The sequence below is a fragment of the Bradyrhizobium roseum genome (assembly GCF_030413175.1).
Taxonomy (GTDB): domain Bacteria; phylum Pseudomonadota; class Alphaproteobacteria; order Rhizobiales; family Xanthobacteraceae; genus Bradyrhizobium; species Bradyrhizobium roseum.
Genome location: NZ_CP129212.1, coordinates 6,673,335 through 6,694,996 on the forward strand (window position 1 = coordinate 6,673,335; position 21,662 = coordinate 6,694,996).

Annotated in this window: 24 protein-coding genes and 1 tRNA gene; 10 read left to right on the forward strand and 15 right to left on the reverse strand. The window is 64.3% G+C overall.

Annotation, left to right across the window (positions count from 1 at the left end; translation table 11 throughout):
- Window position 1 precedes the first annotated feature (1 nt).
- The 5 genes from QUH67_RS31580 (at window position 2) to QUH67_RS31600 (ending at window position 4,668) form a co-directional block, all read left to right on the forward strand.
- Window positions 2-973, forward strand: coding sequence for a S1C family serine protease (locus tag QUH67_RS31580; protein ID WP_300943583.1), 972 nt, complete (start codon window positions 2-4; stop codon window positions 971-973).
- 51 nt (window positions 974-1,024) lie between these two features.
- Complete coding sequence (locus tag QUH67_RS31585; protein WP_300943585.1) at window positions 1,025-2,110, forward strand: carboxylesterase family protein; 1,086 nt, start codon at window positions 1,025-1,027, stop codon at window positions 2,108-2,110.
- A 99-nt stretch (window positions 2,111-2,209) separates the two neighbouring features.
- Entirely contained in the window at window positions 2,210-3,547 is a 1,338-nt protein-coding gene (locus QUH67_RS31590; RefSeq protein ID WP_300943587.1) for a hypothetical protein, read from the forward strand.
- Between the two features lie 8 nt (window positions 3,548-3,555).
- Window positions 3,556-4,407 (forward strand): COG3904 family protein, encoded by an 852-nt coding sequence (locus QUH67_RS31595; RefSeq protein ID WP_300943589.1) that lies wholly within the window; start codon window positions 3,556-3,558, stop codon window positions 4,405-4,407.
- Window positions 4,408-4,461: 54 nt separating this feature from the next.
- Window positions 4,462-4,668 carry a hypothetical protein gene (locus QUH67_RS31600; protein ID WP_300943591.1) on the forward strand — a complete coding sequence of 69 codons (207 nt, stop codon included), beginning with the start codon at window positions 4,462-4,464 and terminating at the stop codon, window positions 4,666-4,668.
- Window positions 4,669-4,730: 62 nt separating this feature from the next.
- Here QUH67_RS31600 and QUH67_RS31605 read toward each other — a convergent pair whose 3' ends face one another.
- From QUH67_RS31605 to QUH67_RS31620, 4 genes are all read right to left on the reverse strand, one after another.
- Window positions 4,731-5,399, reverse strand: a complete 669-nt coding sequence (locus tag QUH67_RS31605) for a DsbA family protein (protein WP_300943593.1) — start codon at window positions 5,397-5,399, stop codon at window positions 4,731-4,733.
- Between the two features lie 30 nt (window positions 5,400-5,429).
- Window positions 5,430-6,215, reverse strand: a complete 786-nt coding sequence (locus QUH67_RS31610; RefSeq protein WP_300948241.1) for a sulfite exporter TauE/SafE family protein — start codon at window positions 6,213-6,215, stop codon at window positions 5,430-5,432.
- A 90-nt stretch (window positions 6,216-6,305) separates the two neighbouring features.
- On the reverse strand, window positions 6,306-6,773 hold the full coding sequence (locus QUH67_RS31615; protein ID WP_300943595.1) for a PaaI family thioesterase: 468 nt from the start codon (window positions 6,771-6,773) through the stop codon (window positions 6,306-6,308).
- Window positions 6,774-6,776: 3 nt separating this feature from the next.
- Window positions 6,777-7,085, reverse strand: a complete 309-nt coding sequence (locus QUH67_RS31620) for an acyl-CoA thioesterase (protein ID WP_300943597.1) — start codon at window positions 7,083-7,085, stop codon at window positions 6,777-6,779.
- Between the two features lie 97 nt (window positions 7,086-7,182).
- On the opposite strand from QUH67_RS31620, the gene QUH67_RS31625 reads away from it, so the two are divergent.
- Window positions 7,183-7,776, forward strand: a complete 594-nt coding sequence (locus QUH67_RS31625; RefSeq protein ID WP_300943599.1) for a TetR/AcrR family transcriptional regulator — start codon at window positions 7,183-7,185, stop codon at window positions 7,774-7,776.
- Between the two features lie 41 nt (window positions 7,777-7,817).
- On the opposite strand, the gene QUH67_RS31630 is transcribed toward QUH67_RS31625, so the two are convergent.
- The gene (locus QUH67_RS31630; RefSeq protein ID WP_300943601.1) at window positions 7,818-8,312 is read right to left on the reverse strand and encodes a hypothetical protein; all 495 of its coding nucleotides are present in this window, start codon (window positions 8,310-8,312) and stop codon (window positions 7,818-7,820) included.
- A 268-nt stretch (window positions 8,313-8,580) separates the two neighbouring features.
- Between QUH67_RS31630 and QUH67_RS31635 the strand changes: the two genes are divergently transcribed.
- Window positions 8,581-9,645 (forward strand): AbrB family transcriptional regulator, encoded by a 1,065-nt coding sequence (locus tag QUH67_RS31635; protein ID WP_300948242.1) that lies wholly within the window; start codon window positions 8,581-8,583, stop codon window positions 9,643-9,645.
- 22 nt (window positions 9,646-9,667) lie between these two features.
- On the opposite strand, the gene QUH67_RS31640 is transcribed toward QUH67_RS31635, so the two are convergent.
- Entirely contained in the window at window positions 9,668-10,207 is a 540-nt protein-coding gene (locus QUH67_RS31640) for a disulfide bond formation protein B (RefSeq protein ID WP_300943603.1), read from the reverse strand.
- A gap of 169 nt (window positions 10,208-10,376) precedes the next feature.
- Between QUH67_RS31640 and QUH67_RS31645 the strand changes: the two genes are divergently transcribed.
- Together QUH67_RS31645 and QUH67_RS31650 are read left to right on the forward strand one after the other, a co-directional pair.
- Window positions 10,377-10,461: transfer RNA gene (locus QUH67_RS31645), tRNA-Leu, on the forward strand.
- A gap of 402 nt (window positions 10,462-10,863) precedes the next feature.
- A complete protein-coding gene (locus tag QUH67_RS31650; protein WP_300943605.1) occupies window positions 10,864-12,054 on the forward strand; it encodes an oxidoreductase in 1,191 nt (396 codons plus the stop codon).
- Between the two features lie 348 nt (window positions 12,055-12,402).
- Here the strand turns inward: QUH67_RS31650 and QUH67_RS31655 are convergent, their stop codons facing one another.
- The 3 genes from QUH67_RS31655 to QUH67_RS31665 all read right to left on the reverse strand — a co-directional run bounded on the left by QUH67_RS31655 (window position 12,403) and on the right by QUH67_RS31665 (window position 16,039).
- Window positions 12,403-13,530, reverse strand: coding sequence for a DUF2336 domain-containing protein (locus QUH67_RS31655; RefSeq protein ID WP_300943607.1), 1,128 nt, complete (start codon window positions 13,528-13,530; stop codon window positions 12,403-12,405).
- Window positions 13,531-13,844: 314 nt separating this feature from the next.
- Entirely contained in the window at window positions 13,845-15,635 is a 1,791-nt protein-coding gene (locus tag QUH67_RS31660) for a peptide ABC transporter substrate-binding protein (protein WP_300943609.1), read from the reverse strand.
- 191 nt (window positions 15,636-15,826) lie between these two features.
- A complete protein-coding gene (locus QUH67_RS31665; RefSeq protein WP_300943611.1) occupies window positions 15,827-16,039 on the reverse strand; it encodes a hypothetical protein in 213 nt (70 codons plus the stop codon).
- Window positions 16,040-16,251: 212 nt separating this feature from the next.
- Between QUH67_RS31665 and QUH67_RS31670 the strand changes: the two genes are divergently transcribed.
- Entirely contained in the window at window positions 16,252-17,403 is a 1,152-nt protein-coding gene (locus tag QUH67_RS31670) for a Kelch repeat-containing protein (RefSeq protein WP_300943613.1), read from the forward strand.
- A gap of 73 nt (window positions 17,404-17,476) precedes the next feature.
- On the opposite strand, the gene QUH67_RS31675 is transcribed toward QUH67_RS31670, so the two are convergent.
- The 6 genes from QUH67_RS31675 to QUH67_RS31700 all read right to left on the reverse strand — a co-directional run bounded on the left by QUH67_RS31675 (window position 17,477) and on the right by QUH67_RS31700 (window position 21,595).
- Window positions 17,477-17,800 (reverse strand): hypothetical protein, encoded by a 324-nt coding sequence (locus tag QUH67_RS31675; RefSeq protein WP_300943615.1) that lies wholly within the window; start codon window positions 17,798-17,800, stop codon window positions 17,477-17,479.
- 204 nt (window positions 17,801-18,004) lie between these two features.
- Window positions 18,005-18,511, reverse strand: a complete 507-nt coding sequence (locus tag QUH67_RS31680; protein WP_300943617.1) for a hypothetical protein — start codon at window positions 18,509-18,511, stop codon at window positions 18,005-18,007.
- 9 nt (window positions 18,512-18,520) lie between these two features.
- On the reverse strand, window positions 18,521-19,327 hold the full coding sequence (locus QUH67_RS31685; RefSeq protein WP_300943619.1) for a molybdate ABC transporter substrate-binding protein: 807 nt from the start codon (window positions 19,325-19,327) through the stop codon (window positions 18,521-18,523).
- Complete coding sequence (locus QUH67_RS31690) at window positions 19,327-20,154, reverse strand: substrate-binding domain-containing protein (RefSeq protein WP_300948243.1); 828 nt, start codon at window positions 20,152-20,154, stop codon at window positions 19,327-19,329. Before QUH67_RS31690 ends, QUH67_RS31685 begins: the two co-directional genes overlap by 1 nt.
- A gap of 23 nt (window positions 20,155-20,177) precedes the next feature.
- Window positions 20,178-20,900 carry an ATP-binding cassette domain-containing protein gene (locus QUH67_RS31695; protein ID WP_407080491.1) on the reverse strand — a complete coding sequence of 241 codons (723 nt, stop codon included), beginning with the start codon at window positions 20,898-20,900 and terminating at the stop codon, window positions 20,178-20,180.
- Window positions 20,901-20,902: 2 nt separating this feature from the next.
- Window positions 20,903-21,595 (reverse strand): ABC transporter permease, encoded by a 693-nt coding sequence (locus QUH67_RS31700; protein ID WP_300943623.1) that lies wholly within the window; start codon window positions 21,593-21,595, stop codon window positions 20,903-20,905.
- Between the last annotated feature and the right edge of the window lie 67 nt (window positions 21,596-21,662).

Genomic DNA, 21,662 nt, shown 5'->3' on the forward strand with positions numbered 1-21,662 from the left:
GATGCCGTCTTTGACCGAATGGAAAGTGCCGTCCGCAAACCAGCCGCGTGCGGGCGACTACGCGTTCGACCTCGACAAGGTGCTGTCGTCGGTGGTCGGGCTGCATTCGATCATTCCGGCGGATGCCCACAGCGCCGAGACGCTCGGCACCGAGCGCGCCGGCAATGGCGTCGTGATCGATGACGGGCTGGTGCTGACGATCGGTTATCTCATCACCGAAGCCGAGACCGTCTGGCTGCATCGCGGCGACGGCCGTGTCGTGGAAGGCCACGCGCTCGGCTTCGATTTCGAATCCGGCTTCGGCCTTGTGCAGGCGCTTGGTGACCTCGATCTCGCGGCGTTGCCGCTCGGCTCCTCCGCCGCGGCCCAGGTCGGCGATCGCGTGGTGGTCGGCGGCGCCGGCGGGCGGACGCGCTCGGTCGCCAGCCAGATCGCGGCCAAGCAGGAGTTTGCCGGCTATTGGGAATATCTGCTGGAAGAGGCGATCTTCACGCACCCCGCGCATCCCAATTGGGGTGGCGCAGGACTGATCTCGAACCGCGGCGAACTGATCGGCATCGGCTCGCTGCAGCTCGAACGCGAGCGCGCGGGCAAGGCCGAGCACGTCAACATGATCGTGCCGATCGACCTCTTGAAACCCGTGCTCGACGACATCCGGAAATTCGGCCGCGTCAACAAGCCGGCGCGGCCGTGGCTCGGCATGTACACCACTGAAATCGACAACCGCCTCGTGGTGGTCGGCATCGCCAGCAAGGGACCGGCCGCGCGTGCCGAACTGAAGACCGGCGACGTCATCCTGGCGCTCAACGGCGACAAGGTCACCAGCCAGACTGACTTCTACCGAGGACTATGGTCGCTCGGCACCGCAGGCGTCGACGTGCCGCTCACCGTCCACCACGAGGGCGTCACCTTCGACGTGGTGCTGAGCTCGACCGACCGCGCCAAGCTGTTGAAGGCGCCGCGGCTTCACTGAGCCGCGTCGCCGCTTCGTTGAGCAGGCCCGATTGAAAGTAGAGTACGCCCGATGAGTGAGGCCGTGGTGGACGACATCGTGGCGGTGCTGCCGCCGCTGCTGCAGTCGCTGGAATCGCTCGGCTTCATCGCGCGCTATTTGAACCCGCCGGATTTCGACCGCGTGATGCAGACGGCAGGCACGCCGGACCAGGACTTGCGCGCCATCCTGCCGCGGCTTTCGCAATGGCCGGCGGATTTCGATCACATCCGGACGCCGCTTCAGACCGCTAGCGACGCCGTGCTCGCCGCGTTCGAGGGCTTGCGCGTCGTGCAAAACGGCCGCGGCGATTTCGTCAGCCTGTTTCGCGCGCTGCGCTACGTCCCCCGCGCGCTGGAGGCGCTCTATACGCTGTCGGCAAGATTGCCGCCGGTCAACCAGTTCTTCGTCGATCCTGCCCTTCACGAAGACGCCGATCTCGCCGCGCGGCTGGCAGCGCCAGCCAATGAGAACACCGGCGTATTCCACAATCGCAACGAACCCGGCAGCCGCGGCGGCTTCTCGCTTTATGTGCCGGAATACTACACGCCCGAGCGCGCCTGGCCGCTGGTGATGGCGCTGCACGGCGGCAGCGGCAACGGCCGCGGCTTCCTCTGGAGCTGGCTGCGCGACGCCCGCAGCCGCGGCGCGATCCTGGTGGCGCCGACCGCCACAGGCAGCACCTGGGCCTTGATGGGTGACGACACCGATACGCCGAACCTGATCAATATCCTGGAAGCGGTGCGGGCACGCTGGAATGTCGATCCGGCAAAAATGCTGCTGACTGGCATGAGCGACGGCGGCACCTTCTGCTACGTGACGGGTTTCGACAGCGCGTCGCCGTTTACGCATCTGGCACCAGTCGCGGCGACGTTCCATCCGCTGATGGTGGAAATGGCCGATGCCGACCGCATGCGCGGCCTGCCCGTTCATATCGTCCATGGCCAGCTCGACTGGATGTTCCCGGTGCAGGTGGCGCGACAGACCAGCCATGCGCTGTCGGCGGCCGGCGCCAAGGTGACCTATCGGGAACTCGACGACCTCAGCCACACCTATCCGCGCGAGATGAACGCGGAAATCCTGCAGTGGCTCACGGCGGAACCAAGCGGACCCGCTTGACACAATCCCGTCCGAATTTATCTCTACGCGGTAAGTGACTTAGCAAACAACGTGGGGGCGTTGATCAGAACGGTTCATTGAACCGCGACAGGATACGTCATGCCCTCCAATACCAGCCTTGCCGCTCCGGCGACCACCGCGCGCGCCTCCAATTCGATGCTGCTTTCGAAGGGCATCGCACGCCTGGAAGCCACGCTGAAGCTGACGACTGCGATCCTCGCGCTCGCCGCCGGCGTCTACACCTATCTCGGCGTCCGCGAATTGCTCAACGGCAGCCCGACCACGGTGTTCTTCGCCGCCGTGATCTATTCGGTCGCCGTGACGGTCGGCATCTATGCCTTCTGGGTGTTCCTGATGCAGTTCATGCCGCATGTGGTCGACCGCACCGGGCGCGCGCTGATGTTCGGCTGCATGCTGCTGGGATCGCTGATGATCGTCGCGATGTCGTCATGGCTCAATGCTTCGGCGCTGGCGGGAGCAGCCGCGATCCAGCAGCATCTCGCGATCACCGTGCAGAACTACACCCGCGATCTCGACACCGCCAACAGCAACGCCGTCGCGGCGCAGGCGCTGCTGCCGGATATCCAGCTGGCTTCGTCGCGATTTTCCAGGCTGGCCGACGCCGAGCGCGCCGGTTCCCTCACCGGCACCGCCGGATCCGGCACGGTCGTCCAGCTACTGACGCAAATGTCCGGGCAACTCGACAGCCTCGGTCAGGAGGTGCAGGCATCGGGCAAGCGCGTCTCGGCCTTGTTCGAACAGGGCGGCAAGCATCTGGCAAAGATGCGCGAGCTGATCTCCGACCGTGGGCCGATCTCGACGCGCAGCGACGCCTTTGCTACGGAATCGCTGGCGCTCAGCGGCGTGATCACCAATCTGCAGCAAACCTCGGTGGCTCCCGCCGTCAAGCGTGCCGCGACGTCGTTGTCGTCGGGCTTCATCGCGCCGGCCGCGGGTGGCCGTACCACCGACCTCGCCGACCGGCAAAGCGCTGTTGTCGGTAAGGTCGAGAACTCGATCACGGCGCAGGCCGCTTCGCTTGCCGAAGCCGCCGACAAGATCCTGGCATTGCCGCGCGTCGAGCCCGTTCGATTCCAGGCCATGTCGCCCGCCGAAGCCGTGCTGCGTTACGCCGGCGATTTCATTCCGAGCTGGGCCGGCGCGATCTCGATCGACCTGATGCCGGCCGTGCTGGTGCTGATCCTGTGCGTGGTGCACGCCGCGATCCGGCGCGAGGGATTGCCTGCCTTCAGTGCATCCGACATGACGGCGGGCGAACTCGTTGCCGCCTTGCAGATGGCGCGCGAGGTCGAAGACGCTCGTCGTGTGCCGCCAGCCGAGGCCGTCGAGGGTCCTGCGGACGCGCCGGCGGCCGAAACTGCGAGCGCACCCGATGAGAACGTCACGCCGTTGTCCTCTGCACGGCTCACCAAATAGGTCGCGTCATGCAGCTGTCGGCGGCAATTCAAGATCGCGTTCACGCTTTTCTCGGCGGCAATCCAGATGAGGCCGTTTTGCGCTGGATCTTTCGCAGCGCCGTCATGGTCACCGCCGTCGCGCTGGCGGCCGACCTGGCCGGCATGAACGGATGGATCGGCAGGCCCGATCCGGCGGCCGAGGTCCGGCGTGATACGCCTTCACCCGACCTGCCGAGCCTGCTGCCACAGGTCCCGCTTCCCGCGATCCCGGATGGCGATAAGCGCCTGACGCCGCGGCCGCAGGCGGACGGCTTGATGGCCAAACCGATGACTTTCGAACTGGTGGGCGGCGGCCGACTGATGGCCACCGGCACCATCACGCCGGGAATTTCCGAAGCATTCGCGGCCGAGATCGCCAAGCGCGGCGACTACATCAAGACGGTGGTGCTGAACTCCCCGGGCGGATCGGTGACCGACGCGCTGGCGATGGGGCGACTGATCCGCGACAAGAATTTCGCCACCGAGATCGAGTCCGGAAAGTACTGCGCCTCCTCCTGCCCACTGGTGTTTGCCGGCGGCGTGGAGCGCCGCGTCGGCGACAAGGCGATCCTCGGCGTCCATCAGGTAGCGGCCGTCGGCCATGCGGGCGCCGTGCCCCGCGACGAGATGAATGTCGCGCAAAACATCTCGGCGCGGTGCCAGCGCCATCTCGGCGACATGGGCATCAACCTGCAGGTCTGGGTGCATGCGATGGAGACGCCGCACGACAAGCTGTTCGTGTTCAAGCCGGAAGAGTTGAAATCGCTGAATCTGGTGACGACGGCGGCCGTTCCTCCTGCAGCCGCCCCTCGCCCGGTGCCAGGCAAGGTGCGGTCGTAGGCAGCGGAACCAACGTTCTGACACCGCGTTATCAGGCGCAACGGAGGGATTACCATGCAGACGTTTGTCGGAATGATCTTGGGTGCGCTGCTGCTGGTCGGCGGCGTTTATGTCTATGATTCCATGCAGACGTCGAGCGTCGCGAACGGCCAGGTCGCGCAGGCCAACCGCACGATCGTCAACTGGGACGTCGCGGCCGCCGACTGGAACAAGCTGAAGAACCGCGCCCAGAACGACTGGGTCAAGATTTCGTCGCAGTAATTCGATCGATAGAAGCCGAGAGCTGACGCCGCCGTGTTTCACGGCGGCGTTTTTGCTGCCCGTCAATTGCTCTTTTTCGCCTTGCGCGCGTCGGCGATCGCCATTTCGAATTGCGCCATGGTCAGGATTCCAGGCACGCGGAACTTGCCGACGATGAAGGACGGCGTTCCCTTGAATCCGAACGCCACAGCCTGTTCGTGGTTGCGGGCAAGGATGGCGTCGATTGCCTTGGCGTTGGTGGTGGCGTCGCGGTTCAGCCGATCCATGTCGATGCCCGCGCCGGCCAGCAATTCGCGGACGCGCGGTTCGGTCAGTTTCGAGCTGACGCCGATCATCACATCATGCGCGGCCATGTACTTGTTTTGATACTTCGCCGCCAGCGCCATCCGCGCCCCGAACTTCGAGACGTCGCCGAGAATCGGCCAGTCCTTCAGCACCCGGCGAACCTTGCCGTCGTTCTGCACCACCTGCTGGATCTCGGGTGCGATCTTGCGGCAATACGGGCAATTGTAGTCGAACCATTCGACGATGTCGATATCGCCATCGGGATTGCCGGTCGCGGGCACGTCGGGATCGCGCAGCACCAGCGCTTCGTTGAGCACGTCGTCGCTGCGCTGCGCGAACGCCGGCCGCGATGCCGCGCCGAGCAGCGTGACGCCGCCGAGCAGGCCGAGCGTCTTGCGCCGTGTGTATCCCGGATCAGTTCCGGCCGCGTGGTTCGGTCGCTTCATCTGGATCTCGCGAAAAGACTGCATCCCTGTCTACGCCAGGAACAAGGATATGTTACGCGCCAGCATATAGAGCGCCACCGCAATAATGACCACGGCGAACACGATATTGAGCGCGCCGCGACGCGCCGCCAGGTGCCGCGCCGATAGCGTGCCGGCCAATCCGCCGGCAATACCGCCCGCCACGAACAGTCCCGCCAGCGCCCACGACACCAGCCCGGACCACGCGTAGCTCGCGGCCGTCGTCATGCCGAACGCGGTGACCGCGACCAGCGAAGAAGAGACCGCGTTCATGATCGGCATGCCGGTCGCCAGCATCAGCGCCGGGACGATCAGGAAGCCGCCGCCGATGCCGAAAAAGCCTGATATCGTTCCGGTCGCGAGGCCGAGGCCGACGATCGCCGGCATGTTCGACATCGAGACTTTCACGTCAGGCAGACCGACGTGCGCCCGCGTCTTCAGCATCAGCAGCGCGATGACGATCATGACCAGCGCAAACAGCGCCAGCAGCTTTTGGCCGTCGACCATCTTGCCGAGAATCGAGCCGCCGAAAGCGCCGGCCATGCCGCTGGCGGCAAAGATCAGCGCGCAGGACCAGATCACGGTACCGCCGCGCGCATGGTTGGACAGGTTGATCGCGGCGTTCGCAGCCACCGCGATCGCGCTGGTGCCGATCGCCATATGAGGCTCGGGCACGCCGACGACATAGACCATCAGAGGCACCGCGAGGATCGAGCCGCCACCGCCGACCAGGCCGAGCGAAAACCCGACCAGCGCCCCCGACGCCAGCCCCAGCACGCCTTGCGTGGTCGATATGATCAAGTGGAAAGACTCAGCTGCACGGTGGCAGTATAGAAGAATCTTTCATACTTCGCCACACCGGCAGCATGAATATTCGCCGGATCTGGTTCACGTCGGCATGGATATGCTGCCCTTCATCCCGGACGGCAGAGCCATCAACGTACCGCTCATGGTCGCGATCAGCGTTTCGACGCCGTCATGCACCGCATAGGCGCGGGCCTCGCACACCGTGAGTGTACGGCCGGGTTTTATAACCGTGGCGCGGAAGGCGAACCGCTGGCCGCGCGCGGGCGCCAGCAGGTTGGTCTTGAATTCGACGGTGAGAATTCCGGTCGACGCCGGCATCAGCGTGAACGCAGCGATGCCACAGGCATTGTCGAGGCCCGCGCTGATGATCCCGGCATGGATGAAGCCATGCTGCTGGGTGAATTCGGCGGAATAGTCCATCGCCAGATCGACCTCGCCCGGCTCCATCCGCGCGATCGAAATGCCGAGCATCTTCATCGCCCGCTGCTGCTCGAAGGTGTGAATCGCGATCGCACGGAAATCCGGGTTCTTGGGCTCGAAGCGCGACATGGTTCACGCCATCGCCGGATCGAGTTGCTTTTCAGCCGCGCTACGGATCGCGGGCGCGAACGGCACGGATTTCCGCGTCTGCCGGTCCATGTGGACGCCGACGAATTCGCAGGTCGCGGCGGTCTCGCTGGTTTCGCCGTTGCGCATCTCGTGTACGAAACGGATCGACCTGTCGCGGATTTCCAAGCGCCGGCTCCTGACCTCGACGATGTCCCCGGCCAATAGCTCGCGCTTGTAGGCGATGGTCATGTGCCCGACGTGATCGCACTGCCACGGATAGACCGTGCCGCGATAGGTCGCGTCCGTCCGCATCGTTCGCTCCCGCCTTTTTAATTTTGATACGGTAGCGTATCATACCTTGCCCGGGCTAGCAATACGGTGCCGTATCAATACGCGCCGGGGCCGGACCATGACCGATACCAAGACAGCCGCCAGAGCAGACGCGCGAACCCGCGAGGTGCGCAGCGAGAGCTGGATCGAGGCGGGGCTGGAGGAGATTGCGCGCACCGGCGTCGAAGGCGTGCGGGTGGAGGTGCTGGCGAAAAGCCTCGGCGTCACCAAGGGGGGCTTCTACCGCCGCTTCCGCGACCGTGCGGCGCTGCTGGAGGCCATGCTGAAGACCTGGAGCGAGGGGCGCATTGCCGCGATCCAACGACACGCCAGCCTCGACGGCGCTTCCGCGCGCGAACGGCTGCAGGCACTGATCGCGCTTTATTCCGAACGGATGAATACCGCAGGCATGGCAGTCGAGCTGGCGATCCGGCAGTGGGCGCGCTCCGACGAGCTCGCTGCCAACGCGGTGGCGAGCGTCGACGTCGCACGGCTGAAGAATGTCGGCCTGCTCTACCGGGCCACCGGCCTGCCGGCGGAGGAAGCCGACGCGCAGGCGTTCCTTTTCTACTGCTTCGTGTTCGGCCAGAGCCTGCTGTTCCTCGAGCGCGGCCCGCGCAAACGCGCGCAGCTGGTGGCGAAATCCGCCGAAACATTGCTCCGCGATTTGTAGGCGCGGCCGAATCCTCCGGCCGCGCCCGCTTCGGTTGCAGCTCAGGCCGCGCCCTTCAGCTTCTTGGCGCATTCGCTGTAATAGCCGCCGCCCTTCTGGATCCACTTCATGCCGCCATTGCCGTTGGAGGCCTTGTTGGCGTTGTACTGGTCGAGGCAGGTGTGCATCCGCGCCTTGCCGGCGGTCTCCTTGGAATATTTGGCATCGACGGCGTGCGGATAGACCGCGGGACCTGACGGCGCGGCCGGCGCCGCAGCTTCCTTTGCCGTTTCCTTGCTGGCTTCCTTATTCGAGTCCTTCTTGGCGGCTTCCTTCGCCTCCGTGGCGGGGGCGGCGGTTGCGGCCGTCGCATCGGCGCCGCATTGGGCTTTCCGGAAGTCGTTCCACTTCTGGTCGCCGAGCGTGCCGGCAGTTTTGGCAGCCTGGTATTTGGCGCTGCATTCCTGCGCGGTCAGGGCGTTGGCCGGCGAGGTAATCGCCAGCGCCGCCAATCCTGACAGCGCAATCGCGCCCAGTATTTTTGTTTGAATCGTCATCCCTGGTCTCCATGGAGAAGTCATCTGCGCCTTCCATTCTAGCGCAACCTCAGCTTGCGGCAACGCACCGAGCCACCCGGCCGGTAAAATTTTTATGCTGACGGGATGCGCGATCTGCCTCCACATTCAGCGTCGGTTCAGCCGACGCGGCGTGAGATTTGTGCAGGCATTGTGCAGGTCTCTTCCTTGCATTGCTGCAATCGCGTGGCGCATTTGTCCCTCGCGCACGGATTTGCCATAAGGCGGCGTGAGCCTGATCCCCACTTCGATGTCCGCCGCCATTGCCGACCGTGCCACGATTCTCGGGACGCTCGAGACGCTTGTCATCGGGACTGCCGGCGGCCTGCTGTTTATGTGGCTCAATTTGCCGGGCGGGCTGATTTCCGGTGCGATGGCCACCGTGGGCATCGCCGCACTCTCGGGGCGGCCCGTCACCATGCCGCCGATCCTGACGCAGACCGTGCTGGTACTGCTCGGCATCATGCTGGGATCGCTGGTGTCGCGGCAACTGATCCAGCACATGAGCGCCTATCCCCTGACCATCGGGCTGCTGGCGCTGGCGACATTCTGCTCGACCTTCAGCTCCAGCATCTACCTGCAGCGCGTGCACGGCTGGGACAAGACCTCGGCGCTGCTGGCCGGCAGCCCCGGCGCACTGTCGCAGATCACCATGCTGGCCGCCGAGAAGGGCGCCGATGTCGCCGCAATCGCCGTGGTGCAGACCATGCGGGTGATCATCCTGACCGCGGCGCTGCCGCTTGTGGTGGCGTCGACCGGCATTGCGTCCTCGCCGCCAACGGCGGTGATCAGCCTGATCGCATCGCCGGTCGAGCTCGCCGTGCTGGCGGCTGCGGGGGTTTTCGCTGCGCTGCTGCTTCGGCTGGCCAAATTTCCGGCGAGCTGGATGTTCGGCGCGATGATCGCCTCCGCCGTGCTGCACGGCACCGACGTGATCGAAGGCGGCCTGCCGCCGTGGATGCGCAACGTGGCGCTGGTCGGCATCGGCGCCGTGATCGGCACCCGGTTTGCGCGGATCAGCAGGTCGACGCTGGTCAGCCACCTCAACGCCGGACTGGGCTCGTTCGCGGTCGCCATATCCATCTCGGCCATCTTCGTCACGATCATCGTGCTATCCACCAACGTCCGCTTCGCCGACGTCGTGGTGGCGTTCGCACCGGGCGCGATGGACGCCATGCTGGCGCTGGCACTCACACTGCACATCGATCCGATTTTCGTCGGCGCCCATCATCTGTCGCGCTTCGTATTCGTCTCGATCACGACACCGGGGATCGTGCATCTGTTCGGACGGCCGCAAGAGGATGTCGACGATTGAGGTGATGGACGCGGCCCGCGACCTACGCGCTCCGCTTCGTCGCCACGATGCCCCACAGGACCATCATCGCCATCAGAAGCGAGATCAGCACGTTGTAGCCGGCGAGTGAGAGGCCGAGGAAACGCCACTGCACCTCGTCGCAACGGATCACCTTGACCGTGTCCAGGCGCTGCAGCAGCGTGCCGGCGCTGCCGAGATCGACCACCGGCCCGGAGCAATCGGTCGGCCCCGGCCAGAACTTCCATTCAACGCCGGCGTGATAACCGCCGAGCCAGGCATTGGCGAGCGCGGCCAGCAGCAGCACGGCAAACCCCGCCAGCAGCAGCGGCCTCGGCGCCCCCCGCACGGCGGCAAAGGCCACCGCGAGCGCGAGCGGCACGGCCAGATAATAGGCATAGCGCTGTTCGAGGCAGAGCGGACAGGGCCGAATGTCCAGCACGAGCTGAAAGAACCAGGCGCCCGCGAGCGTGGCGGCGGCGACCACCGCAATAGCCAGCGCCGCAGCGGCCGCGGGATCGGCCGAAAAGCGGGTCGGGGGGGAATGGGCGGCGGCTGACGTCACGGATAGTCTCCGGAGCACAATTCATGCTCAAGCAGGCACCCGCCTCCTATCCCGCCGCCGCGTGCGTGTCGAGCCGCGGAACAATCACATCCGCGCGGGTTGACCCGCGCAGGCCGCCCGCTATATTCCGCCCGCTTCGCCGCACCGGGCACCCGCCCCGCGACCGAAGGCCCCTGTGGCGGAACTGGTAGACGCGCTCGACTCAAAATCGAGTTCCGCAAGGAGTGCTGGTTCGATTCCGGCCAGGGGCACCAACCAGGCTGTTCAAGCCCGTTCGAAATCGTCCGCAACCGTCCGCGTAGTGCTTAGGCGTACCTTGCCGTTCGTCAGCGATCCACCGACCCGTTTGTAAGACCGGTCCGAGTAACCTCAGCTGCGCATCCATGCTGAATGCGGTTGAAAATCTGGACAAGGGCCGTGCCCCCTCGCCCTAAGCGTTGGCGCGGGAATGGGCGTATTGTCCGCGGTATCGGCACCAAGGTCCGGGTGCTGTGCCCTCTTGCCCGCTTCCCGGTTGTTTCTTGAAAAACTACGGCGGAATTCTGAAAGACGCTGGCTCGATACCCGGTGCACAATCCGCGTCATCAACGCTGATAGCGATCCGTCGGATCAAGCGACAGCGCCATGGTCCCAATTCGCAAGCTGGAGAAGACAACGTGCCGGATCTGTTCAGTCCCTTCACGCTCAAAGACATCACGCTGCGCAATCGCATTGTGATGTCGCCGATGACTATGTACAACTCGGTCGACGGCAAGCTCGATGATTATCACGTCAGCTATCTTGGCGCCCGCGCCGCGGGCGGTTTCGCGCTGGTGTTCGGCGAACAGATGGCAATCACCCCTGACGGACGCACCACGACCTCCTGCGCCGGGATCTGGAGCGACGACCAGATCGAGGGCCACGCCCGGGTCTGCGCCATTATCGAGCGCATGGGCGGCATACCGGCGATTCAGCTCGGCCATACCGGCCGCAAGGGCAGCGAACTGCCGCCGCACAAGGGCGTCAATGCAGAAGGCACGTGGAAGCAATTGCCGCCGGATCACCGCGATGGCTGGACCTGCCGGGCGCCCTCGGCGATCCCCTATGGCGGCGGCGGCCATATCTATCCGGTGCATGAACTATCGGTCGCCGAGATCAAGGAGCTGCATCAGGCCTATGCCGACGCCGCCCGCCGCGCGCTTGCAGCCGGCTACAAATGGCTGGAGATGCATTATGCCCATGGCTATCTCGGCGCCAGCTTCTTTTCACCTTTAGCCAACCAGCGCACCGATCAATACGGCGGCAGCGTAGAAAATCGCGCCCGCTTTCACGTCGAAGCGCTCGATGCGGTGCGCGCGGTGTGGCCGGAACACTATCCGCTGACCATGCGGCTCGGCTGCGACGATCTGAACCCCAAAGGCACCCAGTTCGAGGATGCCATCACCGCAGTCAAGATGATGAAAGACCACGGCCTTGATCTCGCCGATCTGTCACTCGGTTTCAACACCGACGAAATGTCCAACCCGCCTTTCAACGATGTCGGCTTCATGGTGTCGCGCGCCAACCGGGTGCGGCGCGAGGTCGGCATCCCCGTTGCGGCGAGCTGGAATCTCGGCGTGCCGCAGAATGCCGACGAGGTGATCCGCCAGGAACTGGTCGACCTCGTGTTCCTCGGCCGCCCGGCGCTGTCCAATCCGCACTGGCCGATCTGGGCGGCGCGCGAACTGGCCCATCCCGACCCGTTCCATCTGGTGCAAGACGACTGGGCCTGGTGGCTGCGCAATTTCCGCGGCCATGGCCCGAGCATCGGCTGGCCGGAAGCCAATGTGGCTCCCGACATGGCGGAACGGCCGATGGCGGCGGAATAGGCGCTGTCGGATTGGAGCGCGGTCTCGGCGGATTGAAGCCCAAGGCGTGATCCGCCATTTACCGGCGAAAAACAGCAGTGGCGGCTTGAGCCTTCGGCTTCAAACCGCCCTGCGAGTTTTCAGTAGATCAGTGTTGTTCCCGTATGAAACGTAAGGAAGAACCAGGCAATCATGGCGCCGCTGGCCGCAATCAGGGAGTGATGAATGCGCGACCATCGGCTGTCGACGCCATTCTGCCAGAACTGCTGACTTGGCCGCAGGCGGACCAGGAAGGGGAGCGACCGACGCTCGCTCAGCGCGACAGCGTGGTAGACAGTTCTGCGGTCGCGGAATGTCAAATCGGGGCGGCTACCCTGTCAGTGCGGTCTGCTCCGCGGATAGTGCCGAAACGACCGGAATGCTCGCGCCGGCGCGCGTACTTCGGCGTGTATCATAAAACTCGAGCACGCGCTTTGCCGTTCGGGTTTCGAGTCGCTCGAAGCTTTCGCGCGCGCGATCCAGGTCCTTGCCGGACATCCTGCGGTCCGCGGCCTCGATCAGCAGAATAAGTTTGGCCGTTGCCCAGGAACAACCGGCGGCTTTTGCGAGAACCAGCGCGACGCCGGGATTCTCATGGAGCACCGCCCGTTCGACCATCTCGATGGGACAGCCTGCAAGAATCGACAACGCCATCACCATCTGCTCGAAGTTTTGCGCGCGAGCCGCCGCGTGGACATTGGTTTCCCTGAGCTGGTGCGACCGTGTGAGCAGCTTGACCTTTCGCCTCGCCTTGGCATGACCAACCGAACGATCACGAACCTGCAGGTTGATATCGTCGACCACACCCGTCACCGCGTCCTGCACGGCATCGGCAAATTGAGGATTTGCCGAGACGATCTTGCTGCATACGGAAGCGGAGGCTGTTTCGAGCAATTTCAGGAACTGATGCCGCGGAATATCATGCCGCACTCCGACGCGGAGCGCGAGCTCGGCGTCCGCGGCAGAGCGCGCGACGAGTTCGCAAAAACTGTCGTCTGAAATTCGGGCGCCGGAATTCCCGGCGACGGCATGGACGACCCTGGGCTCTCCGCGGTGGATCAATATTTCGGTGATGGGTTCGCTGATCGTTTGACGTTGGGCGATCGCGTAAAGATGACCCTGGCTCTGGATTCCGGCGCTGACGGCAAGATCGGCCTCGCTGAGGACCATCGACTGACTGAGAACCGGAGCGGCCACAGCGATGGCTTCGTCGAAAGCAAATGCGCGAACCAGCGCCGCCGGTGCATCCGGACTGGTCGCAAGATGGCGGGCGAGCTTGATTCGGGTCTTCAGTTCAATCACGGCAACGAGCGTTTTGAACACTTCGCCGAATAGTTCGATCTGTTGCTCGGAGTAATGGCTGGACCCGGCCGCGAACAGATCGGAAATGCGCGTCAGCGCCCTTAGCTGCTTCTTGATCGACCCGGAGGTCGTATGGTCCTGAATTTCGTTGATCAACGTGTGAAACGTCGTGACAGCGGCAGTTTCGTCGCGCATTTTCCCGCTCAGCGTGGAAGGTTAAGAGAGTGATAACCGCATGCTACCAGCGACACGTGAAAATACCGGACTCCCGTTGCATCAGAGATAAATCAATATTGCTCCACTTTTTCCAGCATATTTCCTCTGGCAACAAGGCATTCCGCTCCGACCGCCTGACACATGGCCGAACAGCCCGTTAAACTTGTGTTTGCCCTGATGCCGATGCCCTCGCTGCCACCAACATCAGCAACGCCTTCTGCCGCGATACAAAGGGCGACCCATGCGCCCCGCCCTCACGTCTCACGGTACCAGCTCGCAATCTGCCACAGATCGTTGTCCCAGCCCGAGATATGCGCGGTCAGTTTGCCGCCGAGGGCGGCGACGCGGGTGCGGGAGATGATCGGCTGGATGTAATGATCCGACACGACGAGGTCGTTGAGCTTGATGAACAGCGCGGCGCGCTTGACCGCGTCGAGCTCCTGCTCGACCTGTTTGTAGATCTCGTCATATTCCTTGTTTTGCCAGCGCGAGACGTTGCGGCCCTGCCATTTGTTGTCCTTGTTAGCCACCTGCCACGACACATATTGGTTCATGAAGAACTGCGGGTCGGCCTGCGGCATCGTGGTGTTGTACATCTGCGCATCGCAATAGAAATGCGGGTAGGTATCGGGATTGGCGGGGTCGGAGGAAAAGAACACCGAACCCACCACCGACTTCAGTTCGACATCGATGCCCGCCTTCTGGCACGCCTGCTTGACGATCGCCTGGGTCTTCTGCCGGGGCGCGTTGATCGAGGTCTGGAATACGAACTTCAGCGGCTTGCCGTCCTTGGTGCGAATGCCGTCGCCGCCCTTCTTCCAGCCCGCGGCCTCGAGGATCTGGTTCGCTTTCTCGATGTTGAATTCGAATTTGGTGTTCTTCGAGCGGAATTTTTCCGGGTTGTTGAGAAAGTTCGCTGTCGCCAGCGCCGTGCGGCCATAGATGAACTTCTCGATCGACACGCGATCGATGAGTAGATTGATTGCCTGGCGCACCGCCGGATCGCTGAACAGCGGGTGTTTGGTCTTGATGCTGGCGCGCTCTCCGTCGACCTCGACGGCGGGATCGGTCGAGTTGAGCTGCATGAATTCGACATTGCCCGACGGCGTGATGTTGATCCTGCCCTTGCCGAGGGCTTCCATCTTCAGCAGGAGCTCGTCCTCGACCTGCATATTCCAGGCATAATCGTATTCGCCGGACTGCAGCACCGCGCGCGCCGCGGACACCGCGTCGCCGCCGCCCTTGACCTCCACCTCGTCGAAATGCGGCCGGTTGGCCACGTGGTAGTTCGGATTGATCTTGGCGCGGAGCATGTCGCCCGGCTTGAAGTCCACAAACATATAGGGGCCGGTGCCGACCGGCTTCAGATTGGCCGGCGCCTCGCGCGATTTGGCGCCGACATAATCCTTGAACAGGTGTTTTGGGATGATCATGCCGAAATTGCCGACAAAGGCATCGGCCCAGAACGGCGTCGGCTTGGCAAATTTGAGATGCACCGTGAAGTCGTCGATCTTCTCGACCACGATGTCCCGGTAATTGGCGATGGAGACGGCCGCGGTCTCCGGCGTCCTGGCATATTCCCAGTTGAAGACGACATCGTCCGCCGTAAACGGCATGCCGTCGTGCCATTTGACGCCGCGCTTCAGCTTCCAGATCACCGAGCGGCCGTCCTCGGCCAATCCGCCATTTTGCTTGCTCGGAACTTCGGCGGCGAGGATCGGCACCAGATTGCCGTCGCCATCCCATCCCGCCAGCGGCTCGTAAAAGATCCGGGCGCCCTCCTGGTCCTTGGTGCCGACGGCGAAATGCGGATTGAGCAGCGTCACGGCCTGCCAGTACATCAGCTTCAAAACGCCGCCGCCGCCGGCCTTGGTCGGCTTGTAGGTCAGCGCGGGCGCGGCCATCGCGATGCCGGACTGGCTCAGCATCATCCCGGCGATCGGTGCTGACAGGCCTACCGAAATCATTCGTTGAACGAAGTCGCGCCGCGACAGCTGGCCGGTCTTGACGTCTGCAATCAGGTCGCGAAGTTGCTGCTCTTCCATGGCACCGGCTCCACTAACTGTGTCATCGCGCTGGCGTGCTGCAAATGGATCAGGTCAGCACGGACCTGTCAAAGCAGGATCCGGGCCATCCGGTCTTGCCGAACCCGACTGAGGCAAGGTGACGCGGCGTTGGCCCGCGGGATAACGGTGGCAGGGCCTCCGGACTTGCGCGTCACGCCATCGCGGACGTTCTACGCGCCCGACTCAACCGTCCCCGCGACAGGCCTCTCTCCGCCGATCGCGCGGTCCAGCGCATCGATCAGTATCTGGATCTCGATGAACTTGTTGCGGGCCCGTTCGGCCTTGTCGCGGTCAAAGGGCGCGGCCAGCACCTTCGCATGCATATCCCTGTCCTCGAGCATGCGCGCACGGGCTTTATTCAGCGTATCAAGTCGCTCGCTCATTTTGAGGTTCTTTCACCGGAGGAATCAGCGCCACGCTGCCGACGCGAGCGTCATGCGTACAACGATCCGACCGCAGGCGCCATCGATCAATGGCGACCGCGATCACCTGCAATTGAGTGCATGGGCACGGCAGTTCCCGCGGCCGTCGTCTTGACCACAGCCGCCTTTGTTACGACCATTGACGATATCTCCATTGCGGTTCGGGAGCTCTCATGTCTTCGACATCCGGTATGCCGCGTCTCAACAGGAGAGCTTTTGTTGCCGCCGCTGCCGGCGCGGCAGTCTGCGCACCGGCACTGGCCCAGCACTCGGGCCATGGCACGCCCTTGCCCGAAGCAACACCCGCAGCCGACCCGTTCGTCCGGCTTCAGGGCGGCACGCCGCATCACCTGACGGCCGAGCAGATCGAGCAGCGGAAGGTCGACAGCCCGGCGCCCAAGGGCCCGCAGGGACGCTGGGCGCCGAAGGCGGCGCTACCCCTGCCGCGCAGCGAGATGGCATGGGCCACCGCGTGGGCGGGACGCATGCATATCGTCGGCGGCTATGGCGAGGGGCGCGTCGACCGCGCCTATCACCATGTCTACGATCCCAAGGACGACCGCTGGTTCAACGCCGCGCCCTTGCCGCGCGGTGCCAACCATGTCGCAGTCGTGGCCGATGCAGGACGGGTCTATGCGCTCGGCGGCTTCATCGAGCAGAACCGCAATCCGGATCCGAATGCGTACTTCTATGATGTCGCAACCGACAAGTGGACGGTCATTGCGCCGTTGCCGCGCTCGCGCGGCGCGGCCGCGGCCGTCGCGCTGGACGGCAAGATCCATCTGATCGGCGGCGCCGGCGCGCCGACCAACGAACGCGCCAGCGTTGGCTGGCACGAGGTCTACGATCCGCAAACCGACAAATGGGAAATCCGAAAAGCGCTTCCCGCCGCGCGCGACCACGCCGGCGCGGTCGTCCATAACGGCATCATCCATATCATCGGCGGCCGGTTCAATACCTTCGAATACAACACCGATCTTCACCACGTGTACCTGCCCGCATCTGATACGTGGAAAGAGCGCGCGCCGCTGCCGACGCCGCGCTCGGGCCACGGCCTCGTGCTCTACCGCGACCGCTTGTTCGCGATGGGCGGCGAATACGGTGTGGCTGACAAGGGCCAGATCACGCAGGGCGTCGTTTTCGGGCAGATGGAAAGTTACGATCTGCAGACCAACACCTGGCAGTCCCATGCGCCGATGACCACGCCGCGTCACGCGGTGGGCGCGACCACCATCGGCGACGCCATCTACGTCGCCGGCGGCGGCGCTGTGACGGGCGGCTCGGTGCAGTCGTCGGTGCACGAGGCATTCACGCTGGCCACGTGACGCCGCCAAAAGCCGCACTCAAAAAAAGAAGCCCGCGGTGCTCGCGGGCTCCTTCGCTTGATCCGATGGGCTGTTACCAGCCGCGATAGCCGCCGCTACCGAAGCTGAAAGTCACGCCGGGGCCACCACGGTAGTAGCGGGGTCCGCCGTAATAGCCGTGCGAACGCGGCGCATAGCCATAGCTGTTATAGTAGGGCCGATGGTGACGATGGCCCCAGTGGCGATGGTGGTGATGGCCGCGCCAATGGCCATGGCGGTGCCGCGAGCTGATGTCGGTCGGGACCTGCTTGGCAGCCACGGGCGCTTTCGCCTTCACGGAATGATCGGCAGCGTTGGCCGCGGAACTTCCGATCAGCGCCGACGCACCGATCGCCAGGATGATTGCTAGCTTCTTCATGATCGCACTCCAGTTAACGTGTAGATGCTAATCGCCGGGCTGGCGGCACGTTCCGGTGTGCGACATTAAGCTCCGCTTTGCTGCGTTAACGGATGTTCACGAACATGAATGGCGGAGCGTCAAATGAAGGAACGGCGGGGTCGAAAACAAAAACATCGAAAACAACCCCATGCAAAGTAGAAATGGGCCACCGCTCGCGGCCCGCTATTGCACGGGCCCAAACGTGATGGCGACCGTATCGGCCGCCACGGCGCTGAGCTGCAGCACGACCGGGCTCGCATCGAGATCCAGCCGCACGCTCTTGCGCACGCCCGGACAATCGCTGCGGCCGGTGCTGCCGACCGAGCGGGCGTAGCGGCCGTTCTGGATCACATCGATCCAGGCGTCGTCGGACAGGGTGATCTGGTAGATGCCGGGTTTCGCCAACGCCGGCAGACGCACCATGCCGCCGTGCCATTGCTCCGTTCGCGGCTTCCGCTCGGGCGGCATTTCGAACGCGGCCTGCCCACCCGGCTGCAGTCGGATGACCAGCGCGCTTGCAGGCAGCGCCGTCAGCGTCTCGCCCGCGGCCGCCGTCGCCTTGTCGGCCGTCGCAAACGCCGCGCGCTCGCGGGCGAGCGACCAGGCGAATTTCTCGCAGCCATCGTCGGCAGCGGCTGCCGGCCCGGACAGGGCGAACAGCGCAAGGGCGATGAGCGGCGAACGAAGCATCGAACTCTCCTATTGCGGCAGAACGGGCGCGGCAAAACCGTATTTTGCCAGCGTCCGCTGGCCTTCCGCCGAGAGAATGAACATGCCGAATTGATACGCCGCGACCGACGCGTCGTTCATCACGGTCAGGCCGTAATCGGCGCCGACCGCGAGCGCGTCCGGCAGTTGCACGATCTGTTGCGCCGGGTTCTCCCGCTGGGCGGCCAGCGCGCTGGTGCAGTAGGTCAGGAAGATATCGGCGGCACCCTGCGCGATGAGCTCGCCATAGATCGAGCGGCCCTGCGGCGCGGGCGGGCTGGTGGGCCCGCCGGCGAGCTGCAGCGCCTTCTTCTCGAGCGCGGCCGAGCTGCCTGCCCTGAGAGTCTCGGCCTTGCGAAACACCTCCCAGGCGTAATCACCTGATGGGTCGGCTTTCGGCGTCGAGGTGCCGAGCTTCGTTTGGGGGTCGAGCATGCGATCGAGCAATGCGGCCGGCGTGAGCTCGAAACCGGGCCGCGCCAATGCGCACAGCCGGTTGCGCGCGAACAGCACGACAGGGCCGCTGCGCTTGCCTGCGGCCAGCGCCTGCGGATGCTCCATATTGGCGGAGGCAAACACCTCCGCCTTCGCACCGCCGGCGATCTCGTCCTTCAACAGGCCGGATGCGCCGAATTTCGCCTGCACCTTGCCGCCGCCTGCGGCCTCGAACGATTTTGCCACATCCGACAGCGCGGCACGCAGGCTGCCGGCGGCGTGCAGCAAAACCGTTTCCTCTGCCGTCGCAGGCGCCATCATCATCGTGAGAGCCGCGAGAGCTACCGAAAGCCGCATCGCCATCACGCGCCGGAATCGTTGGCGTTGGGATAGAACAGCTGCTCGCCGTTGATCTTGTAATCGGCGATGGCCTTCTGACCCTCCGCCGACACCAGCCAGTCGATGAATTGCTGGCCGAGATCCTTCTTCACGCTCGGATGCTTTTCCGGATTCACCAGCATGACGCCGTACTGGTTGAACAGGCGCTTGTCGCCTTCGACGGAAATCAGGAGATCGCCGCGATTCTTGAACGACAGCCAGGTGCCGCGATCGGCGAGCACATAGGCATTCGAAGCCGAGGCGGTGTTGAGCGCGGCGCCCATGCCCTGCCCGATCTCCTTGTACCAGGGTCCCTTGTCCTTGGCGATGTCGACGCCGGCGACCTTCCAGAGATTGATCTCGGCCTGGTGCGTGCCGGACTTGTCGCCGCGCGAAATGAAGTCGGCGTTCTTGGCCTTGATCGCGCCGAGGGCGGCCACGATGTCCTTTGAGCCCTTGATGCCGGCCGGATCGGCCTTCGGGCCGACCAGGACGAAGTCGTTGTACATCACGGGATAGCGCTTGACGCCAAAGCCTTCCGACAGAAACTTTTCTTCCGCAGGTTTGGCGTGAACGAACACGACGTCGGCGTCGCCGCGGCGCGCGGTATCGAGCGCTTGTCCTGTGCCCTGCGCCACCACCTTCACGTCGATTCCCGTTTTGACCTTGAACATCGGCAGGATGTGACCGAACAGGCCGGAATCCTGCGTCGAGGTGGTCGAGGCCACCACGATCGATTTGTCCTGCGCCGACGCATGGCCGGTGAATACGAAAGTGGCGGTCGCCGCAATCAGCAAACGGCGCGTGAGCATGTTCATGGGTGTTTTCCCCTCCATCAAACCAGTAGTTCACCCGCGAGGAACGTTCTGGCCTCCGCGGTTTGCGGCGCATCGAAGAACGCGGCGGCTACGCCGGTTTCCACGATGCGGCCGCGGTGAAGCATGACGACCTCGCCGGCAAGCCTGCGGGCTTCGCCGAGATCGTGGGTCGCCATCACCACCTTGATGTTGCGCTGGCTGACGGCGCGGATAATGTCTTCCACCGCCTTGGTGGCGGTGGGGTCAAGACTCGCGGTCGGCTCGTCCAGAAACAGCACGGCCGGATCGCGCGCCAGCGCCCGCGCCAACGCCAGCCGCTGCTGCTCACCCCCGGACAATTTGCGCGCGGCGCGATCCGCGAGATGACCGAGGCCGACCAGTTCGAGCAACTCACCGGTGCGGCGCGCATGCGCTGCGCGCGCGATGCCGGCGGCGCGTAGCGCAAAGCGGATATTGGCGGCGGCGCTGCGGCGAAGCATCGCCGGGCGCTGAAACACGATCGCGCGTTTCAGCGGCGGAATGTTTTCGAGCCCGCCCCAGGTAATGCGTCCGCGTGAGGGCGCCAGCAGCCCCATCGCCACACGCAGCAGCGTGGACTTTCCCGAGCCGTTAGGGCCGATCAGCACGGTCGGCGCGCCGGGCGCCAGCGTGAGCGCGATATCGTCAAGGATCGTGACGGAGCCTGCCGTCACCGTGACGCCATCGAATTCAATCGGCAGTTCGCTGGCAGGCGCGCGCATGGTCATCCCGCCATTCGTTCGCCGGCGCGACGCGCGGTCCAGGCCAGCGCGTTGACGGCGATCACGATCGCGATCAGTACGAGGCCGAGGCCGACCGCCAGCGGCAGGTCGCCCTTGGAGGTTTCCAGCGCGATCGCCGTCGTCATGGTACGGGTGAAGCCTTCGATGTTGCCGCCGACGATGATGATGGCGCCGACCTCCGCCGCCGCACGCCCGAAGCCGGCCAGCAGCGCGGTGACCAGGCTGAAGCGCGCATCCCAGATCAGCGCCGCGACACGGCCGAGGGGACCGAGATTCATCGCGGTGAGTTCGTCGCGGTATTCGAGCCAAAGATCCTCGACGGTCTGCCGCGTCAGCGCGGCGATGATCGGGGTGACCAGCACGGTCTGTGCGATGATCATCGCGCCTGGCGTGAACAACAGGCCGAACGCGCCGAGCGGCCCGGAGCGCGACAGCGCCAGATAGACGGCCAAGCCGACGACCACCGGCGGCAGGCCCATCAGGGCGTTGAGCAGGACGATGACGCCCTGACGCCCAGGGAATTTCGTCAGCGCGATCAGCGCACCGAGGGGAATGCCGATCAGCGCCGCCAGCATGACGGCGGACAGGCTCACATAGAGCGACAGCCGCACGATCGCGAACAGCGCGGGATCGCCGCTGAGCACGAGTTGAAGGGCGGTGGCGTCGGTCGGCATCTACAAATTCCGTTGGGCAGCCATCTTGCGCAGATAGCACCTTTATGGTCAATTTTCAGAAACACTG

Bases quoted from the DNA above. Each gene is read 5' to 3' on its own strand.
- QUH67_RS31595 (WP_300943589.1), top strand. From the start codon at position 3,556: ATGCAGCTGTCGGCGGCAATTCAAGATCGCGTTCACGCTTTTCTCGGC.
- QUH67_RS31660 (WP_300943609.1), bottom strand. From the start codon at position 15,635: ATGGAAGAGCAGCAACTTCGCGACCTGATTGCAGACGTCAAGACCGGC.
- QUH67_RS31630 (WP_300943601.1), bottom strand. From the start codon at position 8,312: ATGACGATTCAAACAAAAATACTGGGCGCGATTGCGCTGTCAGGATTG.
- QUH67_RS31675 (WP_300943615.1), bottom strand. From the start codon at position 17,800: ATGAAGAAGCTAGCAATCATCCTGGCGATCGGTGCGTCGGCGCTGATC.
- QUH67_RS31670 (WP_300943613.1), top strand. From the start codon at position 16,252: ATGTCTTCGACATCCGGTATGCCGCGTCTCAACAGGAGAGCTTTTGTT.
- QUH67_RS31635 (WP_300948242.1), top strand. From the start codon at position 8,581: ATGTCCGCCGCCATTGCCGACCGTGCCACGATTCTCGGGACGCTCGAG.
- QUH67_RS31615 (WP_300943595.1), bottom strand. From the start codon at position 6,773: ATGTCGCGCTTCGAGCCCAAGAACCCGGATTTCCGTGCGATCGCGATT.
- QUH67_RS31625 (WP_300943599.1), top strand. From the start codon at position 7,183: ATGACCGATACCAAGACAGCCGCCAGAGCAGACGCGCGAACCCGCGAG.
- QUH67_RS31585 (WP_300943585.1), top strand. From the start codon at position 1,025: ATGAGTGAGGCCGTGGTGGACGACATCGTGGCGGTGCTGCCGCCGCTG.
- QUH67_RS31580 (WP_300943583.1), top strand. From the start codon at position 2: ATGCCGTCTTTGACCGAATGGAAAGTGCCGTCCGCAAACCAGCCGCGT.
- QUH67_RS31605 (WP_300943593.1), bottom strand. From the start codon at position 5,399: ATGAAGCGACCGAACCACGCGGCCGGAACTGATCCGGGATACACACGG.
- QUH67_RS31685 (WP_300943619.1), bottom strand. From the start codon at position 19,327: ATGGCGATGCGGCTTTCGGTAGCTCTCGCGGCTCTCACGATGATGATG.
- QUH67_RS31700 (WP_300943623.1), bottom strand. From the start codon at position 21,595: ATGCCGACCGACGCCACCGCCCTTCAACTCGTGCTCAGCGGCGATCCC.
- QUH67_RS31620 (WP_300943597.1), bottom strand. From the start codon at position 7,085: ATGCGGACGGACGCGACCTATCGCGGCACGGTCTATCCGTGGCAGTGC.
- QUH67_RS31600 (WP_300943591.1), top strand. From the start codon at position 4,462: ATGCAGACGTTTGTCGGAATGATCTTGGGTGCGCTGCTGCTGGTCGGC.
- QUH67_RS31665 (WP_300943611.1), bottom strand. From the start codon at position 16,039: ATGAGCGAGCGACTTGATACGCTGAATAAAGCCCGTGCGCGCATGCTC.
- QUH67_RS31680 (WP_300943617.1), bottom strand. From the start codon at position 18,511: ATGCTTCGTTCGCCGCTCATCGCCCTTGCGCTGTTCGCCCTGTCCGGG.
- QUH67_RS31695 (WP_407080491.1), bottom strand. From the start codon at position 20,900: ATGCGCGCGCCTGCCAGCGAACTGCCGATTGAATTCGATGGCGTCACG.
- QUH67_RS31590 (WP_300943587.1), top strand. From the start codon at position 2,210: ATGCCCTCCAATACCAGCCTTGCCGCTCCGGCGACCACCGCGCGCGCC.
- QUH67_RS31690 (WP_300948243.1), bottom strand. From the start codon at position 20,154: ATGCTCACGCGCCGTTTGCTGATTGCGGCGACCGCCACTTTCGTATTC.